This is a genomic window from Brevibacillus sp. SIMBA_040, from assembly GCF_046535075.1.
In the GTDB taxonomy this organism is placed as follows: Bacteria; Bacillota; Bacilli; order Brevibacillales; family Brevibacillaceae; genus Brevibacillus.
In genome coordinates this window covers 278,009-292,892 of record NZ_JAWRXI010000008.1, presented here as the reverse complement: position 1 = coordinate 292,892, position 14,884 = coordinate 278,009, and the positions used below count along the sequence as shown (strand labels likewise).

Here is a 14,884-nt window from a genome sequence, read left to right as displayed (position 1 = left end):
ATAAAAAATCCCCTCCAAAGGTAAAGTTCGTTGATTTTCCTTGAGAGAGGATTGTTTCGTAATATTTGGTTTTATGTTTTTTTGCATGTCTCCATTAATAATATTCTACTTCTGGCTAGTAAGGTAGTCGGCAAGTTGATCAAACGTACCTTCGAGGCCTTGTTGAAGCATTGGAGCCATACCGTTGTAGGCTTCATGTTCCTTAGCGGATGCGTTCACAGGTCCGCCTTTCAGTGTCAATGCCGTTTTACCTTCGTTATCCTCGAACGTGATGATATTCATAACTTCAAGAGGCCAATTCGGGCTAAATGGCGCTCGGATCGTGTTGCCTTGCTCATCGGAAAAGGATTGGATAAAAACCACTTTCTCGGGTTCGACAATCTCTTGGTATGCAAATTTCCCCCACATGATGTGACTCCCGTCGGGAGACGTCTGATTACCTAAAAATTCGCCACCTGATCGAGCGTCCATTTTGACGACTTCGAGGGTGAATCCCTTTGGGCCCCACCATTTCTCAAAATGCCCTGGCTCTGTCCAGGCTTTAAAAACGAGTTCGCGAGGAGCATCGAATACACGTGTAAATACAACTTCAAAGGATTGATTCGGATTGTTGTTCATGAGAATCCTCCTTGTTATGGAAGGGGGCTTATGCCCCAGATAATTGTGAATGTCCCAAAAATCAGTCAATACTACAGTTTGCTAGAAGCCTGAACCAGCAAATTAGTAAGTAGATCGTAATCCGGTGTATCCTCTTTGCGGATTTTTAGCCATTTCCTCTCATCGGGCCCTTCAAAACCTTTCGGAAACGTTAGGCCGGATGCATTCATGATCATGAATGCAATGGCATCTTTCGATGGTGAAATAACCGCCGCATAATGTCCACCTTTCAGGAAATGGGGCTTTTTGTATTGAATGCGTTCTTCGGCTTCCGGAATTGCTTGATGAACAATCTGTCGCAGTCGATTGCTGACCTCAATTTGCCATGGATGACTAAGGCTGTCTATAAATACGGAAACTTCCTCGTTCATCATTTCTTTTGCAGCTCCTTTTCACATTGTGCTTTGGGAAGAGTTAGAGACCTGGCGAAGATCTTGACATTCTCTTGTATGAACTGATCAAGACTGATACCAGGATAGTTGTTCCCGGCTTCTAAATCGTTAATGAACGCACCATATTGCGCCATCATGAACGTGAATGCCTGCATGGTTGGGTTCGAACAAGCTACTTTCCCTTTTTCGTTCATCTTGTTAAAGTAATCTGTCAGAGACGTCAACAGTTGGCGAGGATGTTGCAATCGACGTTCTTTAAAGCCCGGAATATGAACTTCATCCTTTATGGCTATCTGTATCAGCTTTCGGTCACGGTTCATGATCTCATGATATTTTTTACTAATGGATAGGAGGTCACTTTCTAACTCCCATACGAGCTTCTCACTAAAGAGTATTTGCATCTCTTCAGCATACTGAAAACGTTCAAGTGCGGATTCAAGTAGGTTTTGCTTGCTTCCAAAATGTCGAAACAGCGTTTTTTCACTTAATTCGGCGGCTGTGGCAATTTCCTGCGTCGTGACCCCGTTGTATCCTTTTTCCGAAATCAGATCGATCGCAGCACGCAACAATTTCTCCGCACTCCCTTGCTTAGTATGACTCATAATCAGCTCCCTTTCTGTAGGATGCGATATGTCTGTCAGTGTTGACTGACATTATAATAATCCAAAATTATCCTCCGGTCAAGTGCCTGCAAAATAACGGCGCAGCCATTTTACAGTTTTAGGCACATATGATTCCGATATACTATTTCCTAAAGAGTGACATACAACACTACAAATGAGTGGATGTGTATATTAAAGCTCCAATCTGCAGATGTAGCATCGAAGCTTCAACCTTCAACTCGACTCTCTGCTTTACCACTATTTGTGATACGGCTCTCCGAGCTTGATCTTATACTAATATCAGGAGAACTCCTTGAAACATGAGGGAAATAGAGGGTAATTCTTCCGTTAAACTGCCCGTTATTTTAACGGCCCCAGTCTAAAACTATATTTTCGAGTCTAGTACTTTATTAATCTGTCTAAAACTTTTATATCTCTATACACGAAGTGGCATCACTCATGCAAGATCCCAATGCGGAGGAAGGAATCCGAAGATTGGTTCGGTTGAATCAAGCATTGTTGAACGATTAAAAGTACGTTGAACCTAGGGAAGAATCCGTTCAACTTGTGGATGAGTTCATTTTCTCAAAGAAGTAACGCTACGCCTTCTTCAAAGCACAGAAGGAGATGGAAGAAATTTAGTGTTCACGGATATAATCGCGCAATTGGTTGAAATACTGTCGTTTGGGGTACCTCCAGCAAAACGCAGATTGGCAACGTTAAAGACCCTCCAAATAAAATGCCCAATTTGGTATTCCTTGCCGGATTTACGTCAGGTGCGTCTTGCCGATCCCGATAACCTTACGCTCAAGAAGCTTTCCATTTCCACCGTGGATAATGTTGGTTTTTCCCGCCTCAATTTCTTGCAATCCGGTCCCTCTTGTTTAACAAATCGTGTGAATTGATAACTTCTGCTTGGTTCACCTATCAGAACGCAAGCTCTGTTTTTACTTCTCCCCTCGCCCTGGACAAAGTAACCAAACAATTCTTAGTTTTGGAATAAACGAACCCGCGTCCTCTTTGAGAGATATCCTTGATGATTTTATTTACAATCTCAATACGCTGCGATTGCTCAACTTCTCCATATTTGCCTCCCTAACTATTTTGTTAAATATTTCGTGCATTTTTGCACTATAATTGAAAGAAAGCACATTAACTAGGTGGAGATTATCATACTTAGAGTTGAATTATTTCCCTATAGAAATGAAGTCAGAAAGGTATTGATCCCTTATCTCGAAGACCTTGATGAAGATCAGTGGATTGCAACAAATCAAGGATATCCAAATAATATTGCCTGGGTCATTTCTCACATCTCCTTAAGCGAAGACTATTGGGTAAACCAAATCGGGTTAAAAAATAGTCCACTTCTTACTATTACTCCTGCTTCTCTCCCTCATGAGATCCTGGGCGCGTATGTGGACATTCGTAAGCAAATTGACGATATATTGTGTACGATCTCGCAAGAAGAGCTACATTCAACTCTTCTTGTACCAGAATTTTCAGATGGTTGGGTCCCGCCATCAACTCCAACCTGGAAATGGTTATTCCACCACGTGTTTACCCATGAGGTATATCATGTAGGTCAAATCGGAATCATTGCTCGGCTCAATGGCTTCAAAGGTCCGCTATTTTGATAACCCAGCATACTTTTCCAAAACAACTTACAATTAAGAAAACATTGTTGGATGTCATGATAGTGAATAGTTTAGAGAAGCGTATTGATGATCTGTGTGGTGAAATCATTCAGGATTTAAGACCTCGTTGTATCGTTGATCGTAATAAATTCGATGTTTATAAGCATATACAAGAGTTGAGCAATTAACTTAGTGAATCAAGAAGTATCAATCGTAGTGTGGGCTGCTCTATACTTTTAGTGTTGTTTCAATTAAGCACTCAAACAAAAATGAAGCTATAGTTATCGAATGATAGGATCTTACGCAACGCTCATTGTGAAAACGAAAAAACAACCCCCCGGCTTCCTTTCGAGAAGCGATTACCTCGATTACTTGCTTCCACGAGGCGCGAAAGCTACTACGACCAAAACAGCTTAAGTGCTATCGGGGTGCTTGCAATCGTGACGCATGACCAAAAATATTCTTCTTATCTGAGGCTGTTCACTGAACATGATCCTGAAATATCATGTCCGTAAGTTTAGCAAAGGCTGCCAGTATTAACACTGGCAGCCTCTATTTGTGTTTGTACCGCTATCAATACCCATTAGCCCCACACCAAGGCGGCGTTTAACCGTTCGCTATTCCTTGTTCCCAATCAATAATTCCACTTCTTCGATTTCCTTCGGGATCTGCGCTGAGAGCACCTCGTAGCCGTCTGCTGTTACTAACACATCATCTTCAATCCGAATCCCAATCGCTTCTTCCTCGATGTACAAACCAGGTTCAATCGTGATTACCATACCAGGCTCTAAGGCAGCACTGTAATCGGAGACATCGTGCGTATCCAGTCCAAGATGATGAGCCACAGAATGATAGTAGTACTTGGACAACTCACTGCTCTCTTGGATGAGACCAAGACGGAGCAGGCCATCTGTTAAGACTTGCTTCGTGACCTCATTGAGTTGTTGAAGTGTGACACCAGGCTTCACTGCTGCGATGGTCTTGATTTCTGCTTCGAGCACGAGTCGATAGATTTCTTTTTGACGTTCTGTAAAGCGGCCATTCACGGGAAACGTTCGCGAAATATCTGCCACATAGTAATTTGATGCTGCACCAAGGTCGAGGAGGACCAAATCACCGTCTTCCGTACGCTGATTATTCTCTTCATAGTGCAAGATCGTCGCATTGATTCCGCTAGCAATAAGAGGTAAATAAGGAAACTCGCGAACACCATGCGACTTCAATATGAAATCATAGTGCGCTTCTAACTCATATTCCATCATTCCAGGACGTGCATACGACCACATGCGCCGGATTGCTTCATCCGTGATCGCAATCGCACGTTTGATTTCTTCAATTTCTGCATGACTCTTCACCATACGCAGTTCTTTCAGCCATGGGCCTGCATCATGAATTTGCACGGACCGGTATTTCTTCTGCGCGTCTTCGGCAAAAGTCTCTGCAGGGGTCAGCTCATCGCTCCACTGATAGCGATACAGGTCAAGATAGAGCGAGCCCTTTCCTTCGCTGCGCCTCATAAAGATTGCAAATGCCTGGAGCCACTCATCAAGATAGCCGAAATGTTCGATACCAGACTGCTCTTTAGCCTCTTGATCCGATAAAACAGCTCCTGTCCATTTCGCTTCCAGTTCATTTGGACGCTGAAGAAATAACGTTTCGGTCACAATGCCAGCGCGTCTCGTGATCATGAGAATGAGGTTTCTGCGAGCAATACCGGTTAGATAATAAAAGTTACGATTCGGCGAAAACGGATATTTATTGTCATTGCTGCGTGTCTTGACGTCCCCTGAAAATAGCACAAGTGCGCTATGATCAGGCAATTTTTCCGCGAGTCTTTGACGGCGATTGATGAATTTTGAATCCATGGTTATTATCATTTGTTTTCTCCCCCTTTGTTCATGAGTTTCTGAATGGCCTGATCCAGCTCTTTCACCGTTGTATTTTATCCATAATTTTCCCCATTTGCTTTTTAACAAGCAGAATGTTCAGTATTTTCGAAATTTTTTGGTCTGTACCCTCAATTCGTTCCATTTTATCCCACTTCCATCTTCTCTTTATTTTACTATACCATTTCAGCAGCAGGCAAACAGAAAAGAGCGGACAGGCTGTCGCTCTTTTTCAGATTCCAAATTCCAACATACGAACTAAAGAAGAAAGTCTAGTAACTACCTAATCTTTGCGATGTATTATGGGCGACTTCTTTTACTGAATTAAAAATTGCAAGCACTCTTCTTTTAAATCATACGCCAAAATCCTGATACTCAAAGCACCACTCACTTTTTGATTGTAATCGTGTACTGTAGCTGCCACCGATGATGTATTCTCTGTTCTCTCTCCGAAGCTCACCGCGTAGCCTTGTTGCTTGATCTCCGCCAGCTTTTCTAAAAACGCCGGCACCTGCTCCTACTCAATCAATTGCTGCAGAATTTGCTCAGCCTCATTGGTCGACATATTCGCTAGAATCATTTTATTGGCAGCACCGATGTTAAGTGGGATACGCAAACCGAGCTGATCATAGGCGCGAATATTGTGCTGGCTGTCGATGCGATCTACGATGATAGATTCAAGTCCGCTCGTATCCCAATGCCTCAGCAACCAAGGCATCCTACTCACGTCCTGCTTGCATCCCGTTCCCCTCCTCAAAGTGCCATGTCTCTCATTGCTTGGGCGCAATTTTCACACTCCAGAAGCATCTTCGAGTCCTCAATGAACTGACTGTACACAAAACGTCTTTCTCATCAAACGTTCCATTGTCTTCTCCGTAGCTTCCCAAGTAAACTCCACGATCGTGATTTCAGCAGTTCTTACATATCTTTTCTCCTGGTGCAAAGTCGAACATGTGTGAGTGTCTTATCTTCCTTGATATTTCTACATTCGCCGCCATTTTCATATTCAATCTGAATTTTCTCCAATTGTTCAGGTGTCAGCCCACCATTCCAATAATCTCTGCTTCCCCGATCTCGATGTGAGGAGGAGTACTGTGGAATCGACTAGTGTGACAAGGTGGAGAAGTTAATACCGCAATGAGTCACAATCGGATGCGGTAGTTCTAACGGACACTGTTATATTCTGTTTAGTCTATCTCGTACCTTATGTGTGAAGTATGGCTTGTATCCGTTCAGAATCCTTCTGTTTTTCTCAGATTGTATAAACTCATTGAATAAACTGTCATAGAGTGAAGAGTTTTTCTCTACTTTTTTAGGTATTGGATAAAACCCAATCCAAGGGAAGTGATATCTTCTTTGCCAAGGTATCTCATCAACATATTTTGAAAAAGTCTCTCCGCAAATATATAAAAAGTAGGTATTATAAACAAATACTATTCTTCGATCTCGATTAATTCTTGCCTTACAGAACTCTTTTGAATTTATTTACGTAGTATTCTCAAACAAGCAATGTTCCTCAAACCATACAGAAAAAAAGTTAAGATCATCATATTTAATTGTATAATCACCAATATTCTCAATAAAGTTTGGTGTAAGAATTTTTGAGATTTTATAGTACATGATATCACTCCTAATTGGAAACCTCCTTCTTATTCTTTCCAACTGGAGAGTAGTTCATATCATTAACTGAAAAACGTTCGTAGTGCTTACGCAACTCTTGATTTAATAAGATGGAAGCCTATCTCTCTGCTCTCAGATACATTGCTATGGTGCCATATTTCATGACGAGACTTACTAAGAGTGTATAATGTACTACAGAATACTCTTTCTGCTATTTCGCTTTTTCTGTCTTTCCTCAAGCTCGAAAGCTTTTTCTAAATGAAAATCTGGATCCCTAAAGGGGTTTGTCAAAAAAGGCCTGGTAGATCGACTATGTTTTTCAAAAGCACTTCCTAAAAGCTCCTCAGTCAATTGATCATATCCATTTTTTAAAGCTATTTTTGTTGCTTCTCTTAGTAGGTTATTAATATATCTTGGTATTCCGTTTGAAATATAGAAAATCTTTTCTGCAATTCTTGCCCCAGCAATATAAGATCGATCTGGGAAAGGTAAACTTTTATCAAAAGAATTAAGGAAGCTGCGGAACTCTTTTTGTTCCTCATAGTTATCATAATTAAAAGGTTTAAGTATTTCCTTTCTTTCAAATCTACTGTCAAACTGTTCATTTTGAACAAATATTCTTTCTGACTCCGGTAAGCCACATAATAAAACAGCTGCATTAGATTGCTCAGCAAAAAGTTTTACCCAGTCTGAAGCCTTTCTTAATACATTCTGCGTGTCTTTATCAATAAGATGTTGGAATTCATCAATGACTACAAACTCAACCCCGCACTTCTCAAAGAAGAAATGAATCCTACCAGTTAATTGGGTTTCAGTCCCCTTATCGTAATTCGGGTCACCCAGTGAATATAAGATTGCCGAGGCAACAGATTTTGGAGTCGCTCCCACAGGAACTTTTAAATAGATTACTGGTACTCGAGTTACTTCTGGAAGAACTTCTCCTGGATAGGGCGTAAGCGTCAAATAGCCCCCGCGTTGTCTATAACAGCATGCGGCTCTATGCCCGAAATCGACTGCGAAAATAATATTGCTTTAGCGAGGCGGAAGAGGAGGCCGTTCGGTTCCCCGGACGGCCTTCCGTATTTATAAGCGTCGATCATTGATCGCCGCCATTTTGCCGTTCTTCCCGCAAAATAGAGTAGACGGCAATGTCGATGAACCGGCCTTTCTCGAATTCATGCTGCCGAAGCTTGCCTTCGTACTGGAAGCCAAGCTTGATGAGCAGATGGCCTGAGGCCTCGTTGTCCGGAATAATTTTGGCTTCGATCCGGTTGACGCTAAGATGGCGGAAGCCGAAATCCATCACCGCTTCAGCGACTTCGGTCATAATGCCTTGCCCCCAATAACGCTTTGCTAGATCGTACCCCAGCTCGATGCGCCGGTGCCCCGGCTCGTAGTTCAAGTATCCGCATGTGCCGATAACGGTGCCGGACGACGGATCCTCGATGCCCCATCTGATTCCGGTTCCTTCTGCGAAAATATTTGTGCACCATTCGACAGCCTCCATGCCGTCTTCGATGGTAACGTACGGTTCGAGCGGCGTATATCGCACGACCTCCTCGTCCGCATACAGCGCCGCCATGTCGCCGGCGTCGCGGCGCTCAATCGGCCGCAGCATGAAGCGGGCGGTAGTTATCGTGGGCATCTCAGTAAACGGAAACGACATTTCTTTACTCCTCCTCCAGAACGATGCTCGTTCTTCATAACGGGACCCTCTCCCGATGATGTATTTAATGGCTTTGTAAAGCCAAAACAATCTATTAGGCAAATGTTGTCAATTATCCTTTATTTTCGCCGCCATCGGCTGGAACGACAGCCAATGGCCGGGAATTTTCGGCGGACCGGACAACAATGCAGCATCGACAAACCCGTTCCTGTTACTTCTTCTATCGCAATTCCGACTGGATTGTAGTTAAGCAGCTTATTGATGATAGGGGTTGGCGGCAGTTGAGGATTTTAATTGGGAAAGCCCGGTATTTCAAGAACATGTCGGACAATTATCGAATTAAGGGAGTGTGTTGAAGAAGCCGTAAGAAATGTTAAGATGAGAATGTTGTTCAGAGAAAATAAAGTATTTATACGAAAATGAATATCCGGAAATAGGCACAGCAAAAAAGCTCTCCTATTTCGAGAGAAAAATCGAATCGTTAGGCATTTTTTAATCAGTATCGATTTGAAGATTCACGCTATAACCTAAATTTTTGATGCGTTGAACCCAGTAGTCCACACTCTTTTCTTTCTGCGGAAGGTAATCCCAACCCAACTCACTGTAAGGTTCGTTACGGAGTAGCATTTGATAAATGATCCTTAAAAGTAAATGGGATACAGCCATGTTGGCTTTCTTGGGGCCTCGTCGTTTGACTAAGCGATGGTAAAAGGAGGAGAGTCGCGAGCCTTTTGCTTTTGCTGCAGCCCACGCTGCTTGGCAAAGAATGGACTTCAGCCCCTTGTTCCCACTTCGTGTGCGGGTACTTTTCTTTTTGCCCGCACTTTCGTTATTTCCAGGACTCACTCCTGCCCATGAAGCTAAATGCCCTTCTGAAGGAAATATTGACATATCGCAACCGATTTCAGCAAGGATGCCGCCGCTGCATCTTTTTGAATGCCGGGAATGGTTACTAATAGATCGACTGCCTCTTGGTAGGGAGAAAGAAGTTGTGCGATATCTGACTCTAATACTTCGATTTCTTTCTCCAAGTATGCGAGGTGATTGAGATGTTTTTGTATCATCTTGCGATGATGGAGTCGTATACGACCATTCAGTGCTTCGATCAATTGGGGGACTTTCTTTTTTAAACTAGTCTTTACCATTTGTTCAACTTGCTGAGGATCAAGTACTTCTCCGTTGACGAGAGAGTCGAGCAGGGCTCGTCCAGATATACCAAAAACATCGGAAACGTACGTAGTTAGCTTAATATTCGCATCCTGAAGGATGCGATGAACCCGATTTTTCTCTGCAGTGGCGTCGCCTAACAATTTACGTCGATACCGAGTAAGATCTCGTAGATCCCGAATGTCTTCTGGTGGAACGAAGCTAGCTTCTATTAATCCACAACGAAGTAACTGGGCAATCCAAACGGCATCCTTCATGTCTGTCTTACGACCGGGAACGTTTTTGATGCGCTGAGGATTGGCAAGCCAAAGATGAAAAGAACCCTCTAGGATATTCCATATCGGCTTCCAGTAGACTCCTGTACTTTCCATAGCGACATCCGAGCAATTGTATTCTGTCAGCCAGTCTTGCAATTGAAGAAGTTCCTTTGTTGTTGTACCGAATGTCCGAATTTCCTTTTTGGCCCTTTTATCCAACGGTCCATACATCACACATGCTACAATGGTTTCCTGATGTACGTCCAATCCGGCACAACGTTCCAAAATGGCATCCATGGTAAGTCCCTTCTTTACTAAAGTATATGTAAGTCATGCACTTTAAGCGGTGTAGTTTTATACACGTGCTCAATGGCAACATTCGGCGGTGCTCGAAGTGCAATAGGTTCAGATTAGACTTCGGGGTTGAAAAACCACCAAAAAACTTTCGACCTAAGACCTACGTATCCTTAGTTTACGGCTGCCTGAATTCATTTTAATCAATGGTTGTGATCGATCAGATCATGGGTGATTAGACTAAATAATATAGTATTTATACGAAAATGAATATCCGGAAAAAGATACGACAAAGAACCTCTCTTTCTTCGAGAGGGAAAATCCAATAATTGGAATAAATTTTTAGGTGATTTCTGGTTGAAGCTGCACCACGTTATAACCTAAAGTTTTGATACGTTGAACCCAGTATTCCAAACTCTTTTCTTTCTCCAAGTATTCGAGGTGTTTGAGATGCTTTTGTATCATCTTGCGATGATGGAACCGTATACGTCCATTCAAAGCATCGATCAATTGAGGAACTTTGCGTTTTAACTGAGTCTTGACCATCCGTTCCACTTCATGTGGCTCAAGAACTTCACCGTTGACAAGGGATTCCAGCAGGGCATCGATGGTTAAATACTCCAGGGGGCAATCACGATAGCTTAATCCAAAATTAAACACTATTATAATGCATTAAGTTTAGCCATAAAGCAAAAAATGAACCATCTCAATTAACTAAGTCAACGAGTCGAATCCGTGGCAACTTCAGTTTTGGTCATAATTTTTCATTTCAAAACACTTCATTATGCGGGCATTTTAACTGGTTACCTAATTTAAGATTTCTAGACTCGTTGTTAGCCCATTTTCTGATTTCAAATTTTTTTGCGTGGGGATTTTCATTTAATACTTTTATTGTTATAGTCGGCAGAACCCCTATAAAATCAGTATGGCAACTGGTATGTGAGTAAACGTTCGTGGAAGTTTTAACCTTTAAAAGTTGGTAAATAAAATTTTGTAACAAATTTTCGCCGTAATACCAGTTTATGATCCAAAATTTAAACTCTGTTGTAAAAGAATCAAAAGAGAAGCCAAGATTTGATTGAAGTGAATCTAGTCTCCTTGATAAGAAGCAGTTTTCAATTGAGAAAGACTCGAGATCGTAATTGTACAAATTGCTATTATCGACTTGCCAATATTGCTTGAAATTATCAATTTTTTGTCTCCATAATACGTATGCATAAGCAACAGGACAAACAGCATTGTCTGGATATCCTCTTACGAATTTAGCAACACATTTTCTATGCTTTCGAATGACGTGTCTCCTAATATGTCTTGAAATGGCTTTTTTGACCGATCTCATTGATTTAACAAGTTCTTGTTCAACGATACTTCCGTCAATTTTCCTGTAATCTTTTAAGAATTTAGATCTGTAAACAACGTATTTATTTGTTACCTTATACGTTTGATCTACCAGGTTTTGTTTAACAGATTTATCTCTGAATATCCATCTAAGGTCAACAATATATTCAGATCTATCTGGATAATTTATCCAGTGAATTAGATCCTTGTCAATGATTTTCAAATTGTTTTGCTTCCATAAATTTTGGACATATCCTTTCTCAAAATTCAAAAATTTCATGCCGCATTTACAGCAAAATGCATGTGACCAATTACTGTCTGTAACTGAGTATCGAAATTTTCTATTGCACTGTGGGCATGCTTGGTGAAGTTGGATAAGGTGAAATGGACACTTATTAACCATATTAAATTGGTGAAACACACTGTGGAAACCTATTGCCATACATTCTACACAAAAAATTAAATTTTTTTGAAAATAAAGCCTTTTGTCAGTGTGCACATTAAAATAAGGTTTTAACAAGTTGTGAATTAAATGATTGTTCTGATCGTGGATTGAAAAGCCTAGTATTGATCTACTTTTTACTTCATCAATATTTGCAAGAAATAATAGATCTCTGTCACTAATACACCAATTTTCTTCATTTATGCTTTTGAAGTTATTTATTGAGAAAAGCTTTAGCACGTCATTACTTCTTAAGATATTTGCAAACTTAAATTTTTCTAAAGTAGACCATGGTGAATCATAAAAATTACACCAACTCTTATTCCACGTATACATAATAAACAGGTCCTCCCCCAGGTTAGTGAGACTCATTGTAATAATTATGTACACGTGGCATTCTGAATATACGGTAAACTTCAAACTGGCAGCCATCGGTCCATTTGGTTAATCACATTGTCTTGCAATCTTTTCCGCTTGCTTTTTACAGTCTTAAATGGACAATTCAATTGGTTTAATATACTCTCCTTACCTTCTTCAATGTCCCAATGAAATTCTAATGACTCTCCATTATTCGTTGGCAGTACGAAAAAAAAAACCTTGAGATACTCATATTTAAATTTGGGCAAACCCAAAGAAATGTACTTTTCCATTTTGCTAGGTGCTTCTTGTAACCAACCCCAAAATCGGTTCATAACTAAATGAGATATTGCTCGATTGAATATCCATTTTAAAGATGCACGACTTTCTATAGTGATATCTCCATTACATTTCTTCCATTCTTCATACAAAGCTGTTAAGTATTCAGAATCCTGCCAGTTAGGAAATTGCAGATATTTTGGCTCCAGGTACTTATGACCCATTCCAATCATGGTCTCATCAACATGTCTGGCAGAATTATAGCCTTGAACAAAGCATCTCCAATGAAGGTACGCAAATGCGAAAGGACATTTTTCTAGATTATCAGTTTCTTTAAAATACCTTTTTATACAAGTTTTATGTTTTGCCAAAATTGTTTTCCGTAAATATCTAGCAATTGCAGAAATTGTTGAGTGATATGATTTTTGTAAGTCCTTTTGCATACAGATAAATCTATATTCTTGTTGTTGCATTTCATTAACACGTAGAGACTCCATTTTTGAATACCTTTTATTTTCTTCCTTTTCAAGCTTTCCTTTGATAAGTCGTATGTTTGAAGTGCTAATAATAGTACGACTTGAGGGTAGTACCTCCATTTTAGTATTAAGGCATGAAAGTAGATTAAACATAGTTGGATAATTCTCTAAATCTTTTTCCAGAAATAAATGTGCGTGCTTTGATTTTATATTTTTATTGTCCTTGAATCCTAACCACCGAATGCTTTTTTCACATATAATAGGTTCATGTTGCCCCCATGTAGAATAGAAAAATGTGTGATTGTTCGGATGAAAAAATTTATGGCCACAAATGCATTCGTAAGCACCTGATAATTCTTTATCAGTTAAATGATATGGAATTATTTGGTTACATTTTATGCATGCCTTTAATAATGCGGTCATATGGATGGGGCAATAGTCTAATAGTTTAAATTGATGCAAGACACTATGATAACCTGTGTTTATACACTTTTCACAGTATGCTAAATAATTGCGTATCCATTTGTTCAATTTATACCTCTCAGGTAAGGGAGATGTTATTCTTTGTAACAATTCTTCGTTAAATGAAAAAAGATTGAAGTTTAATATATGTTGAAGCGAGTCTTCATTAAATCCTGCGAGTGTAGCTAAATCTCGGTGACACTGTCCTATCGTTGCTTTTATTTTTCTTACATGTTCTGTCCCGAGTAATTTAAGTACTTCGCGCGAGTTGACATTGTTTGCATACTTGAATTTCTCGATTACTGACCATGGTGATTCAAAAGGGCGGATCCATTCAGGTCTCCAACAATAGCTGTTCACAATTCCGCCTCCTGATTAATTCAATTGTTTTACATTTACAAGAAAAACTCTGATTCCTTGTAGCCTGATTTTTCTATAGCTTCCTTCCAATGAGATTGTGTTGGCCAGTATTCATTCAGTCCATTAGCTCCAAATTTCTTCAAACAATATTCAATACTAGTGGTTAAATATTTCATTGGCAGCTCGAAACTATTAAAAATACCGGCTTCTTTTCTAACCAAATCAAATGCCACAATTAAATCTCCAGCACAGTTCTCCAACTTCTCTCCATCCTCGTATGCTTCTGGGAAAAAATATCGGGTAAAGGACCATCCACTGTTTTCTGGGTACTCGCAATCTTCATCATAGCCAGTCAAGCAACTTCTAATCTCTTCAATATTAGTTAATCCTTTAAACTCTTCCTGGCGAACCATAAAACGACCTACTATCTGATATTTATGTGCGGATATGAAACTTGACCTTTGTGCTTCTAGTTCCGGCTGCCCAACCAAGAAGACCGACATAGTGATGCCATGGTCATCAAGTTCATTGTAGATATCCATTAACCAATCGTATTGAATATCTACAAGCCTCTGAGCATCATCCATAAAGAAGACTACTCTCTTCAGGCCACTTGCATCTGCTTTTTCTATTAGATATTTCTGGAGTCTATCTCGTTTAACACTGGTTTTATTACTGAAAGGAAAGCCGTGTCCTATATCATTAAGTAAATCTTCAAAGAAGGTTCCTTCATTAACCCTTTTATATTGCTTGCATTTAATATTGTAGACTGGTACGTTCACTCCGAATTTTATTGGGAATACATTCATTAGGTATTTTATGGCACGTGTTTTCCCAAAACGTGGTCGCCCGTAAATAATTCCACCAGTTGCTCTTTCCTCAAACCAATCTGAAACAACCTCAAACAATCTATCGACTACGGGTGTAGCCAAAAGATATCTGCCGGTTTCAATTGGATGCATACCAGGCGGCACATAGGGTCTCGTCATCCAAGA

At 40.4% G+C, this 14,884-nt stretch carries 11 protein-coding genes and 2 pseudogenes; 1 reads left to right on the top strand and 12 read right to left on the bottom strand.

Annotated elements, in window-relative coordinates; all coding sequences use genetic code 11:
• Positions 1–105 precede the first annotated feature (105 nt).
• From SB752_RS15865 to SB752_RS15855, 3 genes are all read right to left on the bottom strand, one after another.
• On the bottom strand, positions 106–618 hold the full coding sequence (locus SB752_RS15865) for an SRPBCC domain-containing protein (RefSeq protein ID WP_410716583.1): 513 nt from the start codon (positions 616–618) through the stop codon (positions 106–108).
• A gap of 71 nt (positions 619–689) precedes the next feature.
• Positions 690–1,028: a DUF1801 domain-containing protein gene (locus SB752_RS15860; RefSeq protein ID WP_410716609.1), complete on the bottom strand. Its 339-nt coding sequence runs from the start codon at positions 1,026–1,028 to the stop codon at positions 690–692.
• Positions 1,028–1,651, bottom strand: a complete 624-nt coding sequence (locus SB752_RS15855; protein WP_410716582.1) for a TetR/AcrR family transcriptional regulator — start codon at positions 1,649–1,651, stop codon at positions 1,028–1,030. The genes SB752_RS15860 and SB752_RS15855 overlap by 1 nt, the downstream gene beginning before the upstream one ends.
• A 1,160-nt stretch (positions 1,652–2,811) precedes the next feature.
• Between SB752_RS15855 and SB752_RS15850 the strand changes: the two genes are divergently transcribed.
• A complete protein-coding gene (locus tag SB752_RS15850) occupies positions 2,812–3,285 on the top strand; it encodes a DinB family protein (protein WP_410716581.1) in 474 nt (157 codons plus the stop codon).
• A gap of 617 nt (positions 3,286–3,902) precedes the next feature.
• Here SB752_RS15850 and SB752_RS15845 read toward each other — a convergent pair.
• The 9 genes and pseudogenes from SB752_RS15845 to SB752_RS15800 all read right to left on the bottom strand — a co-directional run bounded on the left by SB752_RS15845 (position 3,903) and on the right by SB752_RS15800 (position 14,878).
• On the bottom strand, positions 3,903–5,162 hold the full coding sequence (locus tag SB752_RS15845; protein WP_410716580.1) for an aminopeptidase P family protein: 1,260 nt from the start codon (positions 5,160–5,162) through the stop codon (positions 3,903–3,905).
• Positions 5,163–5,487: 325 nt separating this feature from the next.
• A pseudogene (locus tag SB752_RS33525) lies at positions 5,488–5,889 on the bottom strand (IclR family transcriptional regulator domain-containing protein).
• A 1,094-nt stretch (positions 5,890–6,983) separates the two neighbouring features.
• Positions 6,984–7,754 (bottom strand): TniB family NTP-binding protein, encoded by a 771-nt coding sequence (locus tag SB752_RS15830; protein WP_410716577.1) that lies wholly within the window; start codon positions 7,752–7,754, stop codon positions 6,984–6,986.
• Positions 7,755–7,887: 133 nt separating this feature from the next.
• On the bottom strand, positions 7,888–8,457 hold the full coding sequence (locus SB752_RS15825) for a GNAT family N-acetyltransferase (RefSeq protein ID WP_410716576.1): 570 nt from the start codon (positions 8,455–8,457) through the stop codon (positions 7,888–7,890).
• Between the two features lie 492 nt (positions 8,458–8,949).
• A pseudogene (locus SB752_RS15820) lies at positions 8,950–10,178 on the bottom strand (IS110 family RNA-guided transposase).
• Between the two features lie 339 nt (positions 10,179–10,517).
• Positions 10,518–10,835, bottom strand: a complete 318-nt coding sequence (locus tag SB752_RS15815) for a hypothetical protein (protein ID WP_410716575.1) — start codon at positions 10,833–10,835, stop codon at positions 10,518–10,520.
• 109 nt (positions 10,836–10,944) lie between these two features.
• Positions 10,945–12,291 carry a hypothetical protein gene (locus SB752_RS15810; RefSeq protein ID WP_410716574.1) on the bottom strand — a complete coding sequence of 449 codons (1,347 nt, stop codon included), beginning with the start codon at positions 12,289–12,291 and terminating at the stop codon, positions 10,945–10,947.
• Between the two features lie 80 nt (positions 12,292–12,371).
• Complete coding sequence (locus SB752_RS15805) at positions 12,372–13,889, bottom strand: TniQ family protein (RefSeq protein ID WP_410716573.1); 1,518 nt, start codon at positions 13,887–13,889, stop codon at positions 12,372–12,374.
• Positions 13,890–13,924: 35 nt separating this feature from the next.
• Positions 13,925–14,878 (bottom strand): AAA family ATPase, encoded by a 954-nt coding sequence (locus tag SB752_RS15800; RefSeq protein ID WP_410716572.1) that lies wholly within the window; start codon positions 14,876–14,878, stop codon positions 13,925–13,927.
• Positions 14,879–14,884: the final 6 nt, after the last annotated feature.

What these genes read in the sequence shown, in the direction of transcription:
- SB752_RS15865 (WP_410716583.1), bottom strand. Translation starts at nt 618, where the DNA reads ATGAACAACAATCCGAATCAATCCTTTGAAGTTGTATTTACACGTGTA.
- SB752_RS15860 (WP_410716609.1), bottom strand. Translation starts at nt 1,028, where the DNA reads ATGAACGAGGAAGTTTCCGTATTTATAGACAGCCTTAGTCATCCATGG.
- SB752_RS15855 (WP_410716582.1), bottom strand. Translation starts at nt 1,651, where the DNA reads ATGAGTCATACTAAGCAAGGGAGTGCGGAGAAATTGTTGCGTGCTGCG.
- SB752_RS15845 (WP_410716580.1), bottom strand. Translation starts at nt 5,162, where the DNA reads ATGATAATAACCATGGATTCAAAATTCATCAATCGCCGTCAAAGACTC.
- SB752_RS15825 (WP_410716576.1), bottom strand. Translation starts at nt 8,457, where the DNA reads ATGTCGTTTCCGTTTACTGAGATGCCCACGATAACTACCGCCCGCTTC.
- SB752_RS15810 (WP_410716574.1), bottom strand. Translation starts at nt 12,291, where the DNA reads ATGTATACGTGGAATAAGAGTTGGTGTAATTTTTATGATTCACCATGG.
- SB752_RS15800 (WP_410716572.1), bottom strand. Translation starts at nt 14,878, where the DNA reads ATGACGAGACCCTATGTGCCGCCTGGTATGCATCCAATTGAAACCGGC.